Consider the following 14,073-nt stretch of genomic DNA (forward strand, 5'->3'; position numbering starts at 1 on the left):
GGCGAAGCGGCACCGCGTCGCCGGCGGTCTCGGCCTCGAGTGGCTCTCCCGCGACCCGGAGGTCTGGCAGCGTTTCCACGACGACCCCCTTCACGAGCGAGGCCAGCCCCTTCATGACCGTATCGCCCCTGATCTGGACCCTGACGATCGTCTTCATCGTCCTGCTCCTGCTCTTCGACTTCTTCTTCCACGTCCGGAAGGCCCACGAGCCCACGCTGAAGGAGTCGTCGATCTGGTCGGCGCTCTACGTCGGCATCGCCGTGCTCTTCGGGCTCGGCGTCCTCGTCTTCGGCGGAGCGACGCCCGGATCGGAGTACTTCGCGGGGTACATCACCGAGAAGGCCCTCTCGGTCGACAACCTGTTCGTCTTCCTCATCATCATGGCGAGCTTCAAGGTGCCCCGCGCCGACCAGCAGAAGGTGCTCCTCTTCGGAATCGTCTTCGCACTGATCGCCCGCACCGGCTTCATCTTCCTCGGCGCCGCACTGATCAACTCGTTCGCCTGGGTCTTCTACATCTTCGGCCTGATCCTGCTGCTGACCGCGTTCAACCTGGTCAAGCCGGGAGACGACCACTCCAGCGACAACGTGATGGTGCGCCTGGCCAAGCGGATCTTCAAGACGAGCGACCAGTACGACGGCGACAAGTTCTACACGCACATCGACGGCAAGAAGGTCCTCACGCCGATGATCCTCGTCATGGCGGCGATCGGCGGAACGGACATCCTGTTCGCCCTCGACAGCGTGCCGGCGATCTTCGGCCTCACCAGCGACGTGTACCTCGTCTTCACGGCGACCGCGTTCTCGCTGCTGGGCCTGCGCCAGCTGTACTTCCTCATCGACGGCCTGCTCGACCGCCTCGTCTACCTCAGCATCGGCCTCGCCGCGATCCTCGCCTTCATCGGCGTGAAGCTGATCCTGCACGCGCTCCACGAGAACAACCTGCCGTTCATCAACAACGGCGAGCACGTGGAGGTCTTCGAGATCGGCACCGGACTGTCGCTCTCGGTCATCATCGGCGTCCTCGTGATCACGGTGATCGCCTCCCTCGTCAGCCCCAAGGGCCGCCGCATGGCCGCCGAGGCCGCCGAGCGCCGGCGCGTGGCCGAGGCCGCGGGCGCGGACGTCGACGCGACGCACTGAGTCGTCTCGTGCGCCGCGAAGCGGCGCACCGCAGTCGGCTCTCCTAGGCGGTCGGTTTCCCGAGAGCGGGTCCCGACCGCCTAGAACGATCCGCTGACACGCGGATCGCTCGTTCGACGGGCCGTCTCGTGCGCCGCAGGGCGGCGCACCGCAGTCGACTCCCACGGGCGGTCGGGTTCCCGAGAGCGGGTCCCGACCGCCTAGGAGGATCCGCTGACACGCGGATCCCCCGTTCGGCTCGACCGAGCACCGCACGCCGGTGCTCCGCAGTCAGCTCCCCTGGGCGCTCAGGTCCCCGAGAGCGGGTCTTGACCGCCGAGAACGTCCCGCCGGCTCGAGCGCGGACTCCGCTCGCGGAGGGTCAGCGGGCGCGGTAGCGGTGCTCCGGGCGGCCGGTGGTGCCGTAGCTGAGGGTCATCTCGACGAGGCCGCGGCCCGCGAGGCCCGAGAGGTAGCGCTGGGCGGTGGCGCGCGAGATGCCGGCGCGCTCGGCCACCTCGAGGGCCGACAGCTCGGCGCCCGATTCGGCCAGGCGCGCCAGGACGAGCTGCTCGGTCGCCGAGCGCGAGGGCTGCGCGGCGGTCGCGTCGCCCGAGTGCAGGATGCGCAGCGCCCGCTCCACCGCCTCCTGATCGGCCGCGCGGTCCTCCCGCAGCACGTTCCGGAACCGCACGTACGCGTCGAGGCGCTCGCCGAGCAGGCGCGCCTCGAACGGCTTGATGAGGTACCCGAGCGCCCCCGCGTGCAGGGCGCGCCGCACCGTCGCCCCGTCGGAGGCGGCGCTGACGACGAACGCGTCGGTGTCGAGCTCGCGGAGCAGCGCGATCCCGCTCTGATCCGGCAGGTGCACGTCGAGCAGCAGCAGATCGGGCGCGTGCTCGGCGACGGCCGCCCGCGCCGCGCGCGCCGTGTGCACCGGAGGAAGGGCCATCAGCCCCTGCCGCGCCTCGACCAGGTCCGCGTGCAGCTGGGCGACCCGGAAGTCGTCGTCCACCACCAGCACCGTGCGCTCCCGCGCCGTGTCCGCGCTCATGACCCGTCCCCGTCCTGCTCCGGCGGCAGCACCGCTCCGGGGAGGCGCGCGCACAGCACGGCCCCCGACTCCGCTCCGCCGGCGTCCGCCAGCCAGACCTCGCCGCCGCGCCGGGCGGCCACCTCACGGCACAGCGGCAGGCCGAAGCCCCGACCGTGCACGCGTCCGTCGTCCTCGACGGGGTCGCCCGCGCCGGCCCGGTCGAACAGCGAGTCCGGATCGAGCACTCCGTCGCCGGAGTCGGCGACCGTCACGAAGAGCGCGTCGCCGTCGTCGAGCAGCTCGACCTCGACGAAGCGCACGTCGCGCCGCCCCTCGACCGCCGCGCGCACCGCGTTGTCGACCAGGTTCCCGACCACCGTGGCGACGTCCTCCGGCTCGACGACGGTGCCGCGCACCAGCGTCTCCTCGCCGAGCGTCAGCAGCACACCGCGCTCGGCCGCCTCGATCCCCTTCGCCCCGACGAGCGCCTGGAGGTACGGCTCCTGCAGCCGGTCGGCGTGCTGCACCGGGTACTTGAGCGGGCCGCGAGTCAGCACCTCGTCGAGGTAGTCGCGCGCCGACGCGGTCCGCCCCGCATCCAGCAGGCCCGCGACCACGTGCAGGCGGTTGGCGAACTCGTGCCGCTGCACCCGGAGCGCGTTGGTCATCGCGCCGACCGCGTCGAGGCGCCGGCTCAGCGCGGCGAGGTCGGTGCGGTCGCGCAGCACCACCACCACGCCCAGGTCGCGGTCGCCGCGGGTCACCCGGCGGATGTCGACGTAGACGATGCGGGAACGGACGACGAAGCCCTCCTCGCCTCCGGGGCGGGGCGGTTCGACGGAGTCCAGCGCGGCGCCGATCGCGTCGGCCAGTGGAACGGGCAGGTCGAGCTCCGCGAGCGGCCGCCCGTGCAGCGCCCGCCCGGTCGGGTCGTCGGAGCCGAGGATCGCGGCGGCCCGCGCATTGCAGACGCCGACGCGCCCGTCGCGGTCGAGCGCGAGCACGCCCTCGTCGACCCCGTCGAGCACGGCGGCCTGGTCCTGCACGAGCGAGGTGAGCTCCTCCGGGGCGAGGCCGAGCGTCAGGCGCAGCAGGCGGCGGCGGATGAAGACGGAGGCGACGGCGGCGAGCACCAGCCCGGCGAGCGCCGCGGCGAGGACGCCGAGCAGCGCGGTCGGCAGGTCGGTGAAGACGCTGGAGCGCGCGAAGCCGACGCTGACCTCGCCGACGACCCGCTGCTCCCCCGCGGCGAAGACCGGGACCTTGGCCCGTGCCGACTCGCCCAGCGTGCCGGTGCCCCACGAGACGCTCTCGCGCCCGGCGAGCGCCTCGTCGGGGCTCGTCGAGACCCGCTCGCCGAGGCGGTCCTCGTCGGGGTGGGCGAGGCGGATGCCCTGATCGTCGGTGATCACGACGAAGAGCGCGCCGGTGCGCTGCTCGACGGCGGCGGCGACGTCCTCGAGCGGTCCGCCGCGCAGCTCCGAGGCGGCGGGCGCGCCGGGCACCGCGGAGGACTCGGCGACCGCGTCGCGCACGTCGGGGTCCTCGGCGACGGTGCGGGCGATGGCGAGCGCCGTCCCCTCCGCCTCGCCGCGCAGCTGCTGGACGCTGAGCGCGGTGACGAGGCCGGCGCAGACCAGCACGGCGGCCGACACCGTGGCGAGCTGCAGGACCAGGACGTGGGTCGCGAAGCGCATCGGGGCCTCCTCGCCGTCGTCGTGCGCAGAATGCGCAGAAGCCACACTATGCGCAGATGTCGCCGTAATGAGCGATACCCCGGCGCCGGACGCGGAGCTGCCTAGGGTTTCCACCATCTCCCGGCCGGCTCTCCCGCCGAGCGCGGGCGGAGGCACTGGACGAAGGAGTCAGCTGTGTTGGTAGTACTCGGTTTCACCATGATCCTGGCCTTCATGGCCCTGATCATGACCAAGCGGCTGACGCCGATGGTCGCCCTGATCGTCGTGCCGACGATCTTCGGCCTCTTCGCGGGCGCCGGCCTCGGCATCGGCGACATGGTCCTCGAGGCGATCGGCAGCCTCGCGCCCACGGCAGCGCTGCTGATGTTCGCGATCATGTACTTCGGGATCATGATCGACGTCGGGCTCTTCGACCCGCTGATCCGCTTCATCGTCCGCGCGCTCGGCGACGACCCGGCGAAGGTCGTGCTCGGCACGGCGCTGCTCGCGGGTGCGGTCTCGCTCGACGGCGACGGCTCGACCACCTTCATCGTCACCACCGCCGCGATGCTCCCGATCTACCTGCGCCTGGGGATGAACCCGGTCGTGCTGACCTGCGTCGCGGGCCTGGCCAACGGCACGCTCAACATCGTCCCCTGGGGTGGACCGACGGTGCGCGCCGCCGCGGCCCTCCAGGTCTCGCCGAGCGAGATCTTCGTGCCGATGCTCCCGTCGCTCGCGGTGGGCCTGGCCGTCACGCTCGTCTTCGCCTGGTTCCTCGGGCTCGGCGAGCGCCGCCGCCTCGGCTCGCTCGCACTGGCCGAGCCGATGCTCGAGCAGGAGCTCGTCGGCGCCGGCCGCGGCTCCTCCTCCCGCTCGGGCGGCGCCCGCACCGGCGGCCTCGCGGCCCTGACCGGGGGCATCCGCACCGTCGCCCGGGAGCGCTTCTCCTTCCTCCGCGGTCCCCAGGCCCTGCGCGGAGCCCAGGTGGCGGTCGCCGCCCGCGTGCAGGCCGACGACGCCGACACCGCGATGGCCGACACGATGCTCGACCCCGAGCGCGAGACGCTGCGCCCGAAGCTGATCTGGGTGAACCTGGTCCTGACCCTCGCGGTGATGACGCTGCTGGTCGCCGACATCCTGCCGCTGCCCTACGTGTTCATGGTCGGCTCCGCGGTCGCCCTCCTGATCAACTTCCCGAAGATGAAGGACCAGGCGGCCGAGATCGTCAAGCACGCGCCGAGCATCGTGGGCGTCGTGTCGATGGTGCTGGCGGCCGGCGTGCTGATCGGCGTCCTCAACGGCACCGGCATGGTCGACGCCATGGCGGAGTGGGTCGTCGCGGTGATCCCGCCGGCGCTCGGACCGTTCCTCGCCGTGATCACCGGCGTGCTCAGCATCCCGATGACCTTCTTCATGTCGAACGACGCGTTCTACTACGGCATCCTCCCCGTGCTCTCCGAGAGCGCGGCGAACTACGGCATCTCGCCGGTCGAGATGGCGCGCGCCTCGATCACCGGGCAGCCGGTGCACCTCCAGAGCCCGCTGGTCCCGGCGATCCTCCTGCTCGTCTCCCTCGCCGCGGTGAACCTCGGCGACCACCACCGCAAGGTGCTGTGGCGAGCGGTCGTCGTCTCGCTGGTCATGCTCGCCGTCGGCGTGCTGGTCGGCTCGATCCCCTTCGGCTGAGCCAGGCGAAGCCGAGCGCCGGAGCGCGAGCGATCGGAACGAGGACGGGACCCCTTGCCGCGGCAGGGGGTCCCGTCCTCGTTCCGCGGCTCGGTCCCGCAGCCCGCGCTAGCGCAGCAGCGGCGCCAGGTTCTCGGTCCAGACGTCGGAGCCGACCTTGAGGATGAGGGCGCCGACCACGACGAGGAACGCGACCCGGATGAAGCGGCTGCCACGAGCGACGGCCATCCGCGAGCCGAGGTACGCGCCCGCCACGTTGGCGGCGCCCATCAGGAGGCCCAGCAGCCAGATCACGTGCCCGCCCGGCACGAAGTAGAGCAGGGCGCCGAGGTTGGTCGCGACGTTGACGATCTTCGCCTTGGCGCTGGCGAGCAGGAAGTCGTAGCCCAGCGCGGTGATCAGGGCGATGATCAGGAAGGTGCCGGTGCCCGGTCCGATCAGGCCGTCGTAGAAGCCGATCAGGAGTCCCAGCACGGCCGCGGTGACGAGGTGGCGCCGGCCCGCGTGCTTGAGCACCGTGACGCTGCCCAGTGCCGGGCGGGCGATCGTCACGACGGCGACCACGATCAGCGCGACGACGATGATCGGCTTGAACACCGCGGCCGGGAGGAGGCCGGCGAGTGTCGCGCCTCCGTAGCTGCCCGCGAGGGCGACTGCCGCCATCGGCAGTGCGGTGCGCAGATCGGGCTTCGCACGCCGGTAGTAGGTGATCGCGCTGGTGGTCGTGCCGAAGATCGAGGCCAGCTTGTTCGTGGCGAGCGCCTGCACGGGCGAGATCCCCGGCACGAGGAGCAGGGCGGGGAGCTGGAGGAGTCCGCCGCCGCCCACGACCGCGTCGATCCAGCCGGCCGCGAAGGCGGCGAGGATCATCAGCGCGAGGACGGGGAGTCCGAGATCCTCTGTGAAGGTCAGCATCGGTCGGAAGCGTACGCGAGCACCGCGACCCCCTCGACCTCGGGGGGCGGGCCGCCCTAGGGTCGGCGGCATGCGATTCGGACTCTTCATCCCCCAGGGCTGGCGCCACGACCTCGTCGGCGTCCCGGCCGCCGACCAGTGGCGCACCATGAGCGACCTCGCCCGGCACGCCGACGACGGCGCCTGGGAGTCGATCTGGGTCTACGACCACTTCCACACCGTCCCGCAGGTGACGGAGGAGGCGACGCACGAGGCGTGGTCGCTGATGAGCGCGTTCGGCGCCACCACGTCGCGCGTACGGCTGGGCCAGATGTGCACCTGCATGGGCTACCGGAACCCCGCCTACCTCGCCAAGGTCGCGACGACCGTCGACATCGTCTCGGGCGGGCGGGTCGAGATGGGCATCGGCGGCGGCTGGTACGAGCACGAGTGGCGCGCGTACGGCTACGGCTTCCCGCCGATCGCCGAGCGGCTGCGCCGGCTCGACGAGGGCGTGCAGATCCTGCAGCAGGCCTGGACGACCGGGTCCGCGACCCTCGACGGCCGCTACTACCAGGTGGACGGCGCGCAGAACCGACCGCTGCCCCTGCAGGAGGGCGGCATCCCGCTGTGGGTCGCCGGCGGCGGCGAGAAGGTCACGCTGCGGATCGCGGCCCAGTACGCGCAGTACACGAACTTCGCCGGGACCCCGGAGGCGTTCGACCACAAGAGCTCGGTCCTCCGCGGGCACTGCGAGCGCCTGGGCACCGACTTCTCGGCGATCACCCGGAGCTCGAACTACAACGTCGTGATCGGCGAGACGGAGGCGGAGGTCGAGGCGGCGCTGCAGCGTCTCGAGGAGCGCGTGGTCCCGTACCTCGGCGCGGAGGGAGCGGCGTCCTTCGTCGCCGAGTACCGCAGCCCCGACGCGCTCGCGGTCGGCACTCCCTCGCAGATCGTCGACCGGCTCGCCGGCATGCAGTCGCGCGGGATGGACTACGGCATCCTCTACTTCCCGGACGCCGCCTACGACCGGTCCGGCATCGAGCTGTTCGAGCGCGAGGTGCTGCCGGCGCTCTCCTGAGCGCGGAGCGGCGGGGGCTCCTACGCCTCCCGCCCCCCGCCCGCAAGTCCTTGGGGCGCCCCGGCCCCGCGCCTACGGTCGGAGCATGGACGCACAGGACATCCGCTGGAACGACGAAGCCCGCGACAAGATCCTCGAGGACTCGGACAGGGTCCTCCGCGAGGCGGTGCTCGACCTCGCGACGAGCAAGAAGGGCGAGCCCTGGGAGGACGTGTTCGCGGAGCTGAACGCGCGCCTCAAGGACCGCTTCATCGACTTCGAGCCCGGCCCGGACCTCCGCAAGTACGCCGAGGCCGTCTCCGCCGGGGAGATCGAGACCGGCTCGTGAGCGAGCACGACCGCGACGCCGCGCTCGAGGACGAGATCACCTCGATCCACGCCCTCGGCGAGGGCCGCGTCGGCGAGACGGCCGGCCCGGAGGACGAGGACCACGAGCTCTCGCCCGAGCAGGACGCCCGCATCGAGTCCGAGCTGAAGAGCCGGGGCAGCGAGAGCTGATCCCCCCGGTACGCGGAAGGCCCGCTCCCTCTCGAGGGAGCGGGCCTTCCGCGTGAGTCGCGACTACGCCGAGAGGGGCTCGTAGTCGGTGTAGCCCTCGGCTCCTCCGCCGTAGACCGTCTCCTGGACGACCTCGTTCTCGGGGTGCCCGCCCTGCCAGCGCTCGACCAGGTCGGGGTTGGCGATCGCCGGGCGGCCGACGGCCACGGCGTCGGCGTGGCCCTCGCTGATCAGCTCGGTCGCCTCCTCGCGGCTGGTCGGCGAGCCGAAGCCGCTGTTGGCGATGAAGACGCCGTCGAAGCGCGAGCGGAGGTCCTGGACCAGCTCGCCGGCGGGCTCGGCGTGCAGGACGCTGAGGTAGGCCAGGCCGAGCGGGGCGAGCCCGTCGACGACGGCCTCGTAGGTGGCGCGCACGTCGTCGCCGTCGGTCTCGACGACGTCCTGGATGTTGTGGGCCGGCGAGAGGCGGATGCCGACGCGGCCCGCTCCGACCTCGTCGACGATCGCGCGGGTGACCTCGAGCGGGAACGCGGCGCGCTCGGCCGGGGTCCCGCCGTACTGGTCGGTGCGCACGTTGGAGACGGGCGAGAGGAACTCGTGCAGCAGGTAGCCGTTGGCGCCGTGCACCTCGACTCCGTCGAAGCCGGCGTCGATCGCGCGGCGGGCGGCGGCGACGAACTCGTCGCGGACGGTCGCCAGCTCCTCGGTGGTCAGCGCGTGCGGCACCGGGAAGGGCTTCTTGCCGGAGGGGGTGTGCACCTCTCCGTCGATGGCGACGGCGCTCGGGGCGACGATGCGGTCGGTGCCGGTGATCTCGGTGTGCGAGACGCGGCCCGCGTTCATCAGCTGCATGACGATGCGTCCGCCCGCGGCGTGCACGGCGTCGGCGACGGCGCGCCAGCCCGCGGCCTGCGCGTCGGTCTCGATGCCGGGCTGCCCGGCGTAGCCCTTGGACTCGGCGCTGGGGAAGACGCCCTCGCTGATCAGCAGGCCCATGCTCGCGCGCTGGGCGTAGTACTCGGCGACGATCGCGCCGGGCACGCCCTGCTCGTCGGAGCGCAGTCGCGTCATCGGTGCCAGGACGATGCGGTTGGGGAGGTCGAGGTCGCCGGCGGTGAGGGGGGAGAACGGATCCACGGGATCGCCTTTCTACGGAGCTGTCTCAGGGGCTGCCCTGAGGGGGGAGGCACGTGCACCTGCGGCGCACTCCGGGCCACAACCGCGAGCGGAGCACCGTCATTCCTCCTCCCGGCGTTCTCCCATCCCCCGCGCCCCGGGCACGCGGTCGACGGCCTGCCGCCTCCCGACTCCTGCTCGGACACCCGGGCTGTCTACACTCGGGAGGCGACGACGAAGGAGTGTGCGCGATGCCGGCGAGACCCCACCACCCCGTGAGCTCCCGGCTGCTGCCGGCGCTCGGGGCCCTCCTGATCGCCGCGGTCCTCGCGCTGGTCCCCGCGACCGCGGCGACGGCCGAATCGCCCGTCTCCTTCTCCTCCTCCACCGTCCTCGACTCGGTCGGGGTGCTGAGCTCCGGAGAGACCGCCGAGATCGAGCAGGCCTCGCGGGCCCTCTACGACCAGCACCGCGTGCAGCTGTTCGTCGCCTTCGTCGACTCCTTCACCGATCCGTCCGACCGCGCCGCGTGGGCGGACGAGACCGCGACCCGCAACGGACTGGGCACCGACGACGTCCTCCTGGCCGTCGCGGTCGACGCCCGCCAGTACCAGGTGTCGGTCGCGCAGGGCTTCGCCCTCGACGACGCGCAGGTCTCCTCGCTCCAGTCCGACGACATCGAGCCGAGGCTCGCCGACGGCGACTGGGCCGGAGCCGCGGTGGCCGCCGCCGACGGGATCGGGCAGCGCCTCGACGCGCCCAGCGCCGGCGAGTCCCTCGGCTCGGGGCTGCTGATCGCGCTCGGCGTGCTCGCGGCCCTCGTCGTGGTCGGCCTCGTGGTGCTGCTGCTCGTCCGCCGCGCGCGGAAGCGCCGCGCCCAGGAGGCGGTGGAGGCCTCGATCGACGAACTCGCCACCCGTGCCGGGTCGGCCCTCGTCCACGCCGACGACGCCGTCCGCACCAGCGAGCAGGAGGTCGGCTTCGCGGAGGCGCAGTTCGGCGCCGACGCGACCGGCGCGTTCCGCGAGGCGCTCGTCACCGCGAAGCGCCTGCTCGGCGAGGCCTTCACCCTGCAGCAGCGCCTCGACGACGCCGAGCCGGAGACCGATCAGGAGCGCCGCGACGGCTACCAGCGCATCCTCCAGCTCTGCGCCGACGCCGAGCAGACGCTCGACGAGCGCGCGAGCGCGTTCGAGGAGCTGCGCGACCTCGAGAAGAACGCGCCGCAGGTCGCCGCCGCGCTCTCGGCTCGCGCCGCCGAGGTCGGCGACCGCCTCCCCTCGGCCCGCGCCCGCCTCGCCGAGCTCGCCTCCCGCTACGCGCCGACCGCGATCGACGACGTGGGCGACGACGCCGACCAGGCCGAGGACCGCCTCCGCTTCACCCGCGACCAGCTCGCCGGCGCCCAGCAGGCGCTGCAGGCCGGCGACTCCGGCCGCGCCGCCGTGCTGCTGCGCGCCGGGCAGCAGGCCGCCGAGCAGGCCTCCGGACTCGTCGACGCGGTGGCGACGAGGGGTGACGAGCTGCAGAAGGCGGAGGCGTCGCTCGCCGGCCGCATCGCCGAGATCCGCGCCGACGTGGCGCAGGGACGAGCGCTCGCCGCCTCCCAGGACGCGGAGTCCGCTGCCCAGGCGCAGAACGTCGCCGCGGCGGTCGCCTCGACCGAGGCCGCCCTCGACGACGTCGAGCGCGCCGCCTCCGTGCGGCCGAACGACCCGCTCGCCCTGCTCGAGGCGCTCACCGCCGCCGACGCCACGATCGATGCCGCCGTCGGCGGGTTCCGCGACGCGCAGGCCCAGCGCGAGCGCGAGCGGGCCGCCCTCGGCGCCGAGCTCACCTCCGCCCGCAGCCGCGTCTCGGCCGCCGAGGACTTCATCGCGGCCCGCCGCGGCGCGGTCGGCTCGGAGGCGCGCACCCGCGTCGCCGAGGCCGCCCGCTCGGCCGAGTACGCCGAGCACATCGCCGCCACCGACCCCCGCGAGGCTCTCGCCTCCGCCCAGCGCGCTTCGCAGCTCGCCCAGCAGGCGCTCGAGCGGGCGCGGGCCGACGCCGGCTCCTACTCCGCCCCGAACGCCGTCGGCAGCCCCTACGGAGGCGACACGACCGGCGCGTTCCTCGGCGGGATCCTGGTCGAGTCGCTCCTGGGAGGCGGACGCCGCAGCGGCTACCGCTCGGGCGGCTTCGGCGGAGGCGGGTTCAGCGGCGGCTTCGGCGGCGGCGGCTCGTCCCGGCGCTCCGGCGGCGGCGGCTTCGGCGGCGGGCGCAGCAGCGGCGGAGGCGGACGCCGCGGCGGCGGCGGGCGCTTCTGAGCGCCCCCGGGCATCCGCGCACGACCGACGACCACCACCTCCCCCACGACTCCGGCACCACCTCCGACATCCGGCACCACCCACGACGCAAGGAGAGACACCCATGGCACAGAGACAGTCGATCTTCGGCCGCATCGCGCAGCTCGCGAAGGCCAACATCAACGCGCTCCTCGACCAGGCCGAGGACCCGCAGAAGATGCTCGACCAGATGGTCCGCGACTACACCGACAGCATCCGCGACGCCGAGGCGGCGATCGCCACCACGATCGGCAACCTGCGCCTGCTCGAGGACGACTACCGCGAGGACGTGCAGAACGCCCAGGAGTGGGGCGGCAAGGCCCTCGCCGCGAGCCGCAAGGCCGACGAGCTGCGCACCGGCGGGAGCGCCGGCGACGCCGACAAGTTCGACGCGCTGGCCAAGGTCGCTCTGCAGCGCCAGATCCAGTCCGAGAAGGAGGCGAAGGACGCCGAGCCGACCATCGCCTCGCAGACCGAGGTCGTCGACAAGCTCAAGACGGGCCTGAACCAGATGCGCGAGAAGCTGCAGCAGCTCTCGAGCAAGCGCGACGAGCTGATCGCGCGCTCGAAGACCGTCGAGGCGCAGAGCCAGGTCCAGGACGCCGTGAAGAGCATCGACCTGATGGACCCGACGAGCGAGGTGAGCCGCTTCGAGCAGAAGATCCGCCGCGAGGAGGCGCGCGTCCGCGGCGCGGAGGAGCTCGCCTCCTCGAGCCTGGACGCGCAGTTCGAGTCGCTCGAGGACCTCGGCGAGATGACCGAGGTGGAGGCGCGCCTCGCCGCGCTCAAGTCCGGCCGCCCGCAGGACTCGATCGGCTCCTGAGCCCGTGCGCCTCCGGCGGTCCCGCCGGAGGCGCACTCCCCTTCCCGACACGCGCGGAGCGAAGGCTGGCAATCGCCATGGTGCGGTGCCGCCGCCGTCCCCGTAGTGTTCACACCAGGTTGCCCTTGACCCCGGTCGCCCTGATGCCGCGTCCGGCCCCTACCGACGCGGTGAACCATGAGCGGACCGCCCCCGTCGGGATCGCTCACCGAGAGACCGTCGACGCCGACGGTCACCACGAAGAGCGAGGCGCCGATGAGCACCCCCACCACCACGTCCGTCACCGGAGGCGCCCCCCGCGTCGTCCGCACCCGCCCCCGCGCTGACGGCCGCGTCAACCCGACGACCGAGTACTCCGGTCTCCTCAGCACGGTCCGCGACGCGGGGCTCCTCCGCCGCCGCACCGGCTTCTACTACACGATGTTCGGCGCGCTGGTCCTCGCGCTCGGCGGCATCGTCACCGGCTTCGTCCTGCTGGGCGACTCCTGGTTCCAGCTCCTGCTCGCCGCCGCCCTCGGCATCGTGCTGACGCAGTTCGCCTTCCTCGCCCACGAGGCCTCGCACCGCCAGGTGTTCGAGTCCGGCAAGGCCAACGACGTCGCCGGCCGCACCCTCGCGAACCTCTTCGTCGGCATCAGCTACTCCTGGTGGATGACCAAGCACAGCCGCCACCACGCGAACCCCAACGTGCTGGGCAAGGACCCGGACATCGAGCGCGACGTCGTCTCCTTCACCGCCGAGGACGCGGCCCGCTCGCGCGGCCTCTACGCCTGGCTCACCCGCCGCCAGGGCTACGCGTTCTTCCCGCTCCTGCTGCTCGAGGGCCTCAACCTGCACCTGCACGGCTTCCGCACCGTGTTCGGCAAGGGCAAGGTCGACAAGCGCTGGGTCGAGATCACCATGCTCGTCACCCGCGTCGGCCTCTACCTCGCCGTCGTCTTCTGGGCCCTCCCCCTCGGCATGGCGTTCGCCTTCGTCGGCGTGCAGCTGGGCGTCTTCGGCCTCTACATGGGCGCCTCGTTCGCGCCGAACCACAAGGGCATGCCGCTGCTGCCGAAGGAGGCGCGCGTCGACTTCCTCCGCCGCCAGGTCCTCACCTCGCGCAGCATCCGCAGCACCTGGTTCACCGACCTCTACATGGGCGGACTGAACTACCAGGTGGAGCACCACCTCTTCCCGAACATGCCCCGCCCGGCGCTGCGCCGTGCGCAGGTCATCGCCAAGGAGTACTGCACCACCCACCAGATCCCCTACACCGAGACCTCGCTGATGGAGTCGTACGCGATCGTCGTCCGCTACCTCAACAAGGTCGGCCTGTCGGCCGGCGGCGACCCGTTCGACTGCCCCGCCGCCTCCGCCTACGGACGCTGAGCACTCCCCCTTCGGAGGCCCCTCGCACCTTCCCGGTGCGGGGGGCCTCCGTCGTTCGCGGGAGCGCAAGGGGGTGCCCCCGCGGGCGGCGGAGTCGTAGCGTCGGGGCATGAGCAGCTCCGACTACGACATCGAGCCCACCCCCGCCGACACGACCGACGGCACCGACACGACCGACGGCGCCCGCACGCCCGACCCCGCCACCGAGACCGGCACCTCCGCGGGCCTCGACGAGGTCGGCGGCGCGGCCTCCCCCCTGGCCGACGGCGTCGGCGCCGACGGCGAGGAGCAGAACCCCCCGCTGCCCGACTGGGGCCCCACCGACGGCGTCCACGGCACCGACGCCGAGACCGACGCCTCGGGCACCGAGCAGCACTGACACGGCTCCGCGAGGGACCTCCCCGGCCGGTCGGCGAACGTTCCGACCGCGTTCCGAGG

At 72.8% G+C, this 14,073-nt stretch carries 13 protein-coding genes; 9 read left to right on the forward strand and 4 right to left on the reverse strand.

Features of this window, described 5'->3' with window-relative positions; all coding sequences use genetic code 11:
• Positions 1 to 113 precede the first annotated feature (113 nt).
• Positions 114 to 1,142, forward strand: a complete 1,029-nt coding sequence (locus tag C5C74_RS11825) for a TerC family protein (protein WP_104223866.1) — start codon at positions 114 to 116, stop codon at positions 1,140 to 1,142.
• A 361-nt stretch (positions 1,143 to 1,503) separates the two neighbouring features.
• Here C5C74_RS11825 and C5C74_RS11830 read toward each other — a convergent pair whose 3' ends face one another.
• Positions 1,504 to 2,175, reverse strand: coding sequence for a response regulator (locus C5C74_RS11830; protein WP_104351593.1), 672 nt, complete (start codon positions 2,173 to 2,175; stop codon positions 1,504 to 1,506).
• On the reverse strand, positions 2,172 to 3,854 hold the full coding sequence (locus tag C5C74_RS11835) for a sensor histidine kinase (RefSeq protein WP_104351594.1): 1,683 nt from the start codon (positions 3,852 to 3,854) through the stop codon (positions 2,172 to 2,174). The genes C5C74_RS11830 and C5C74_RS11835 overlap by 4 nt, the downstream gene beginning before the upstream one ends.
• A 198-nt stretch (positions 3,855 to 4,052) precedes the next feature.
• On the opposite strand from C5C74_RS11835, the gene C5C74_RS11840 reads away from it, so the two are divergent.
• Positions 4,053 to 5,522, forward strand: coding sequence for a CitMHS family transporter (locus C5C74_RS11840; protein WP_104233156.1), 1,470 nt, complete (start codon positions 4,053 to 4,055; stop codon positions 5,520 to 5,522).
• Positions 5,523 to 5,630: 108 nt separating this feature from the next.
• Here the strand turns inward: C5C74_RS11840 and C5C74_RS11845 are convergent, their stop codons facing one another.
• Entirely contained in the window at positions 5,631 to 6,437 is an 807-nt protein-coding gene (locus C5C74_RS11845) for a TSUP family transporter (RefSeq protein WP_104223862.1), read from the reverse strand.
• A 70-nt stretch (positions 6,438 to 6,507) separates the two neighbouring features.
• On the opposite strand from C5C74_RS11845, the gene C5C74_RS11850 reads away from it, so the two are divergent.
• From C5C74_RS11850 to C5C74_RS17480, 3 genes are all read left to right on the forward strand, one after another.
• Positions 6,508 to 7,500, forward strand: a complete 993-nt coding sequence (locus C5C74_RS11850) for an LLM class F420-dependent oxidoreductase (RefSeq protein ID WP_104262730.1) — start codon at positions 6,508 to 6,510, stop codon at positions 7,498 to 7,500.
• Between the two features lie 85 nt (positions 7,501 to 7,585).
• A complete protein-coding gene (locus tag C5C74_RS11855; RefSeq protein ID WP_068251275.1) occupies positions 7,586 to 7,828 on the forward strand; it encodes a hypothetical protein in 243 nt (80 codons plus the stop codon).
• Positions 7,825 to 7,998, forward strand: a complete 174-nt coding sequence (locus C5C74_RS17480; protein ID WP_160035225.1) for a hypothetical protein — start codon at positions 7,825 to 7,827, stop codon at positions 7,996 to 7,998. The genes C5C74_RS11855 and C5C74_RS17480 overlap by 4 nt, the downstream gene beginning before the upstream one ends.
• Positions 7,999 to 8,061: 63 nt before the next feature.
• On the opposite strand, the gene C5C74_RS11860 is transcribed toward C5C74_RS17480, so the two are convergent.
• On the reverse strand, positions 8,062 to 9,135 hold the full coding sequence (locus tag C5C74_RS11860; protein WP_104223860.1) for an alkene reductase: 1,074 nt from the start codon (positions 9,133 to 9,135) through the stop codon (positions 8,062 to 8,064).
• Positions 9,136 to 9,365: 230 nt separating this feature from the next.
• On the opposite strand from C5C74_RS11860, the gene C5C74_RS11865 reads away from it, so the two are divergent.
• From C5C74_RS11865 to C5C74_RS11880, 4 genes are all read left to right on the forward strand, one after another.
• Entirely contained in the window at positions 9,366 to 11,423 is a 2,058-nt protein-coding gene (locus C5C74_RS11865; protein ID WP_104351595.1) for a TPM domain-containing protein, read from the forward strand.
• A 103-nt stretch (positions 11,424 to 11,526) separates the two neighbouring features.
• Entirely contained in the window at positions 11,527 to 12,264 is a 738-nt protein-coding gene (locus C5C74_RS11870) for a PspA/IM30 family protein (RefSeq protein ID WP_104273526.1), read from the forward strand.
• 255 nt (positions 12,265 to 12,519) lie between these two features.
• Entirely contained in the window at positions 12,520 to 13,635 is a 1,116-nt protein-coding gene (locus C5C74_RS11875; protein WP_104226226.1) for an acyl-CoA desaturase, read from the forward strand.
• A 109-nt stretch (positions 13,636 to 13,744) separates the two neighbouring features.
• The gene (locus C5C74_RS11880; RefSeq protein ID WP_104258105.1) at positions 13,745 to 14,014 is read left to right on the forward strand and encodes a hypothetical protein; all 270 of its coding nucleotides are present in this window, start codon (positions 13,745 to 13,747) and stop codon (positions 14,012 to 14,014) included.
• Positions 14,015 to 14,073 lie beyond the last annotated feature (59 nt).

The organism is Rathayibacter sp. AY1E8, assembly GCF_002931415.1.
Classification (GTDB): domain Bacteria; phylum Actinomycetota; class Actinomycetes; order Actinomycetales; family Microbacteriaceae; genus Rathayibacter.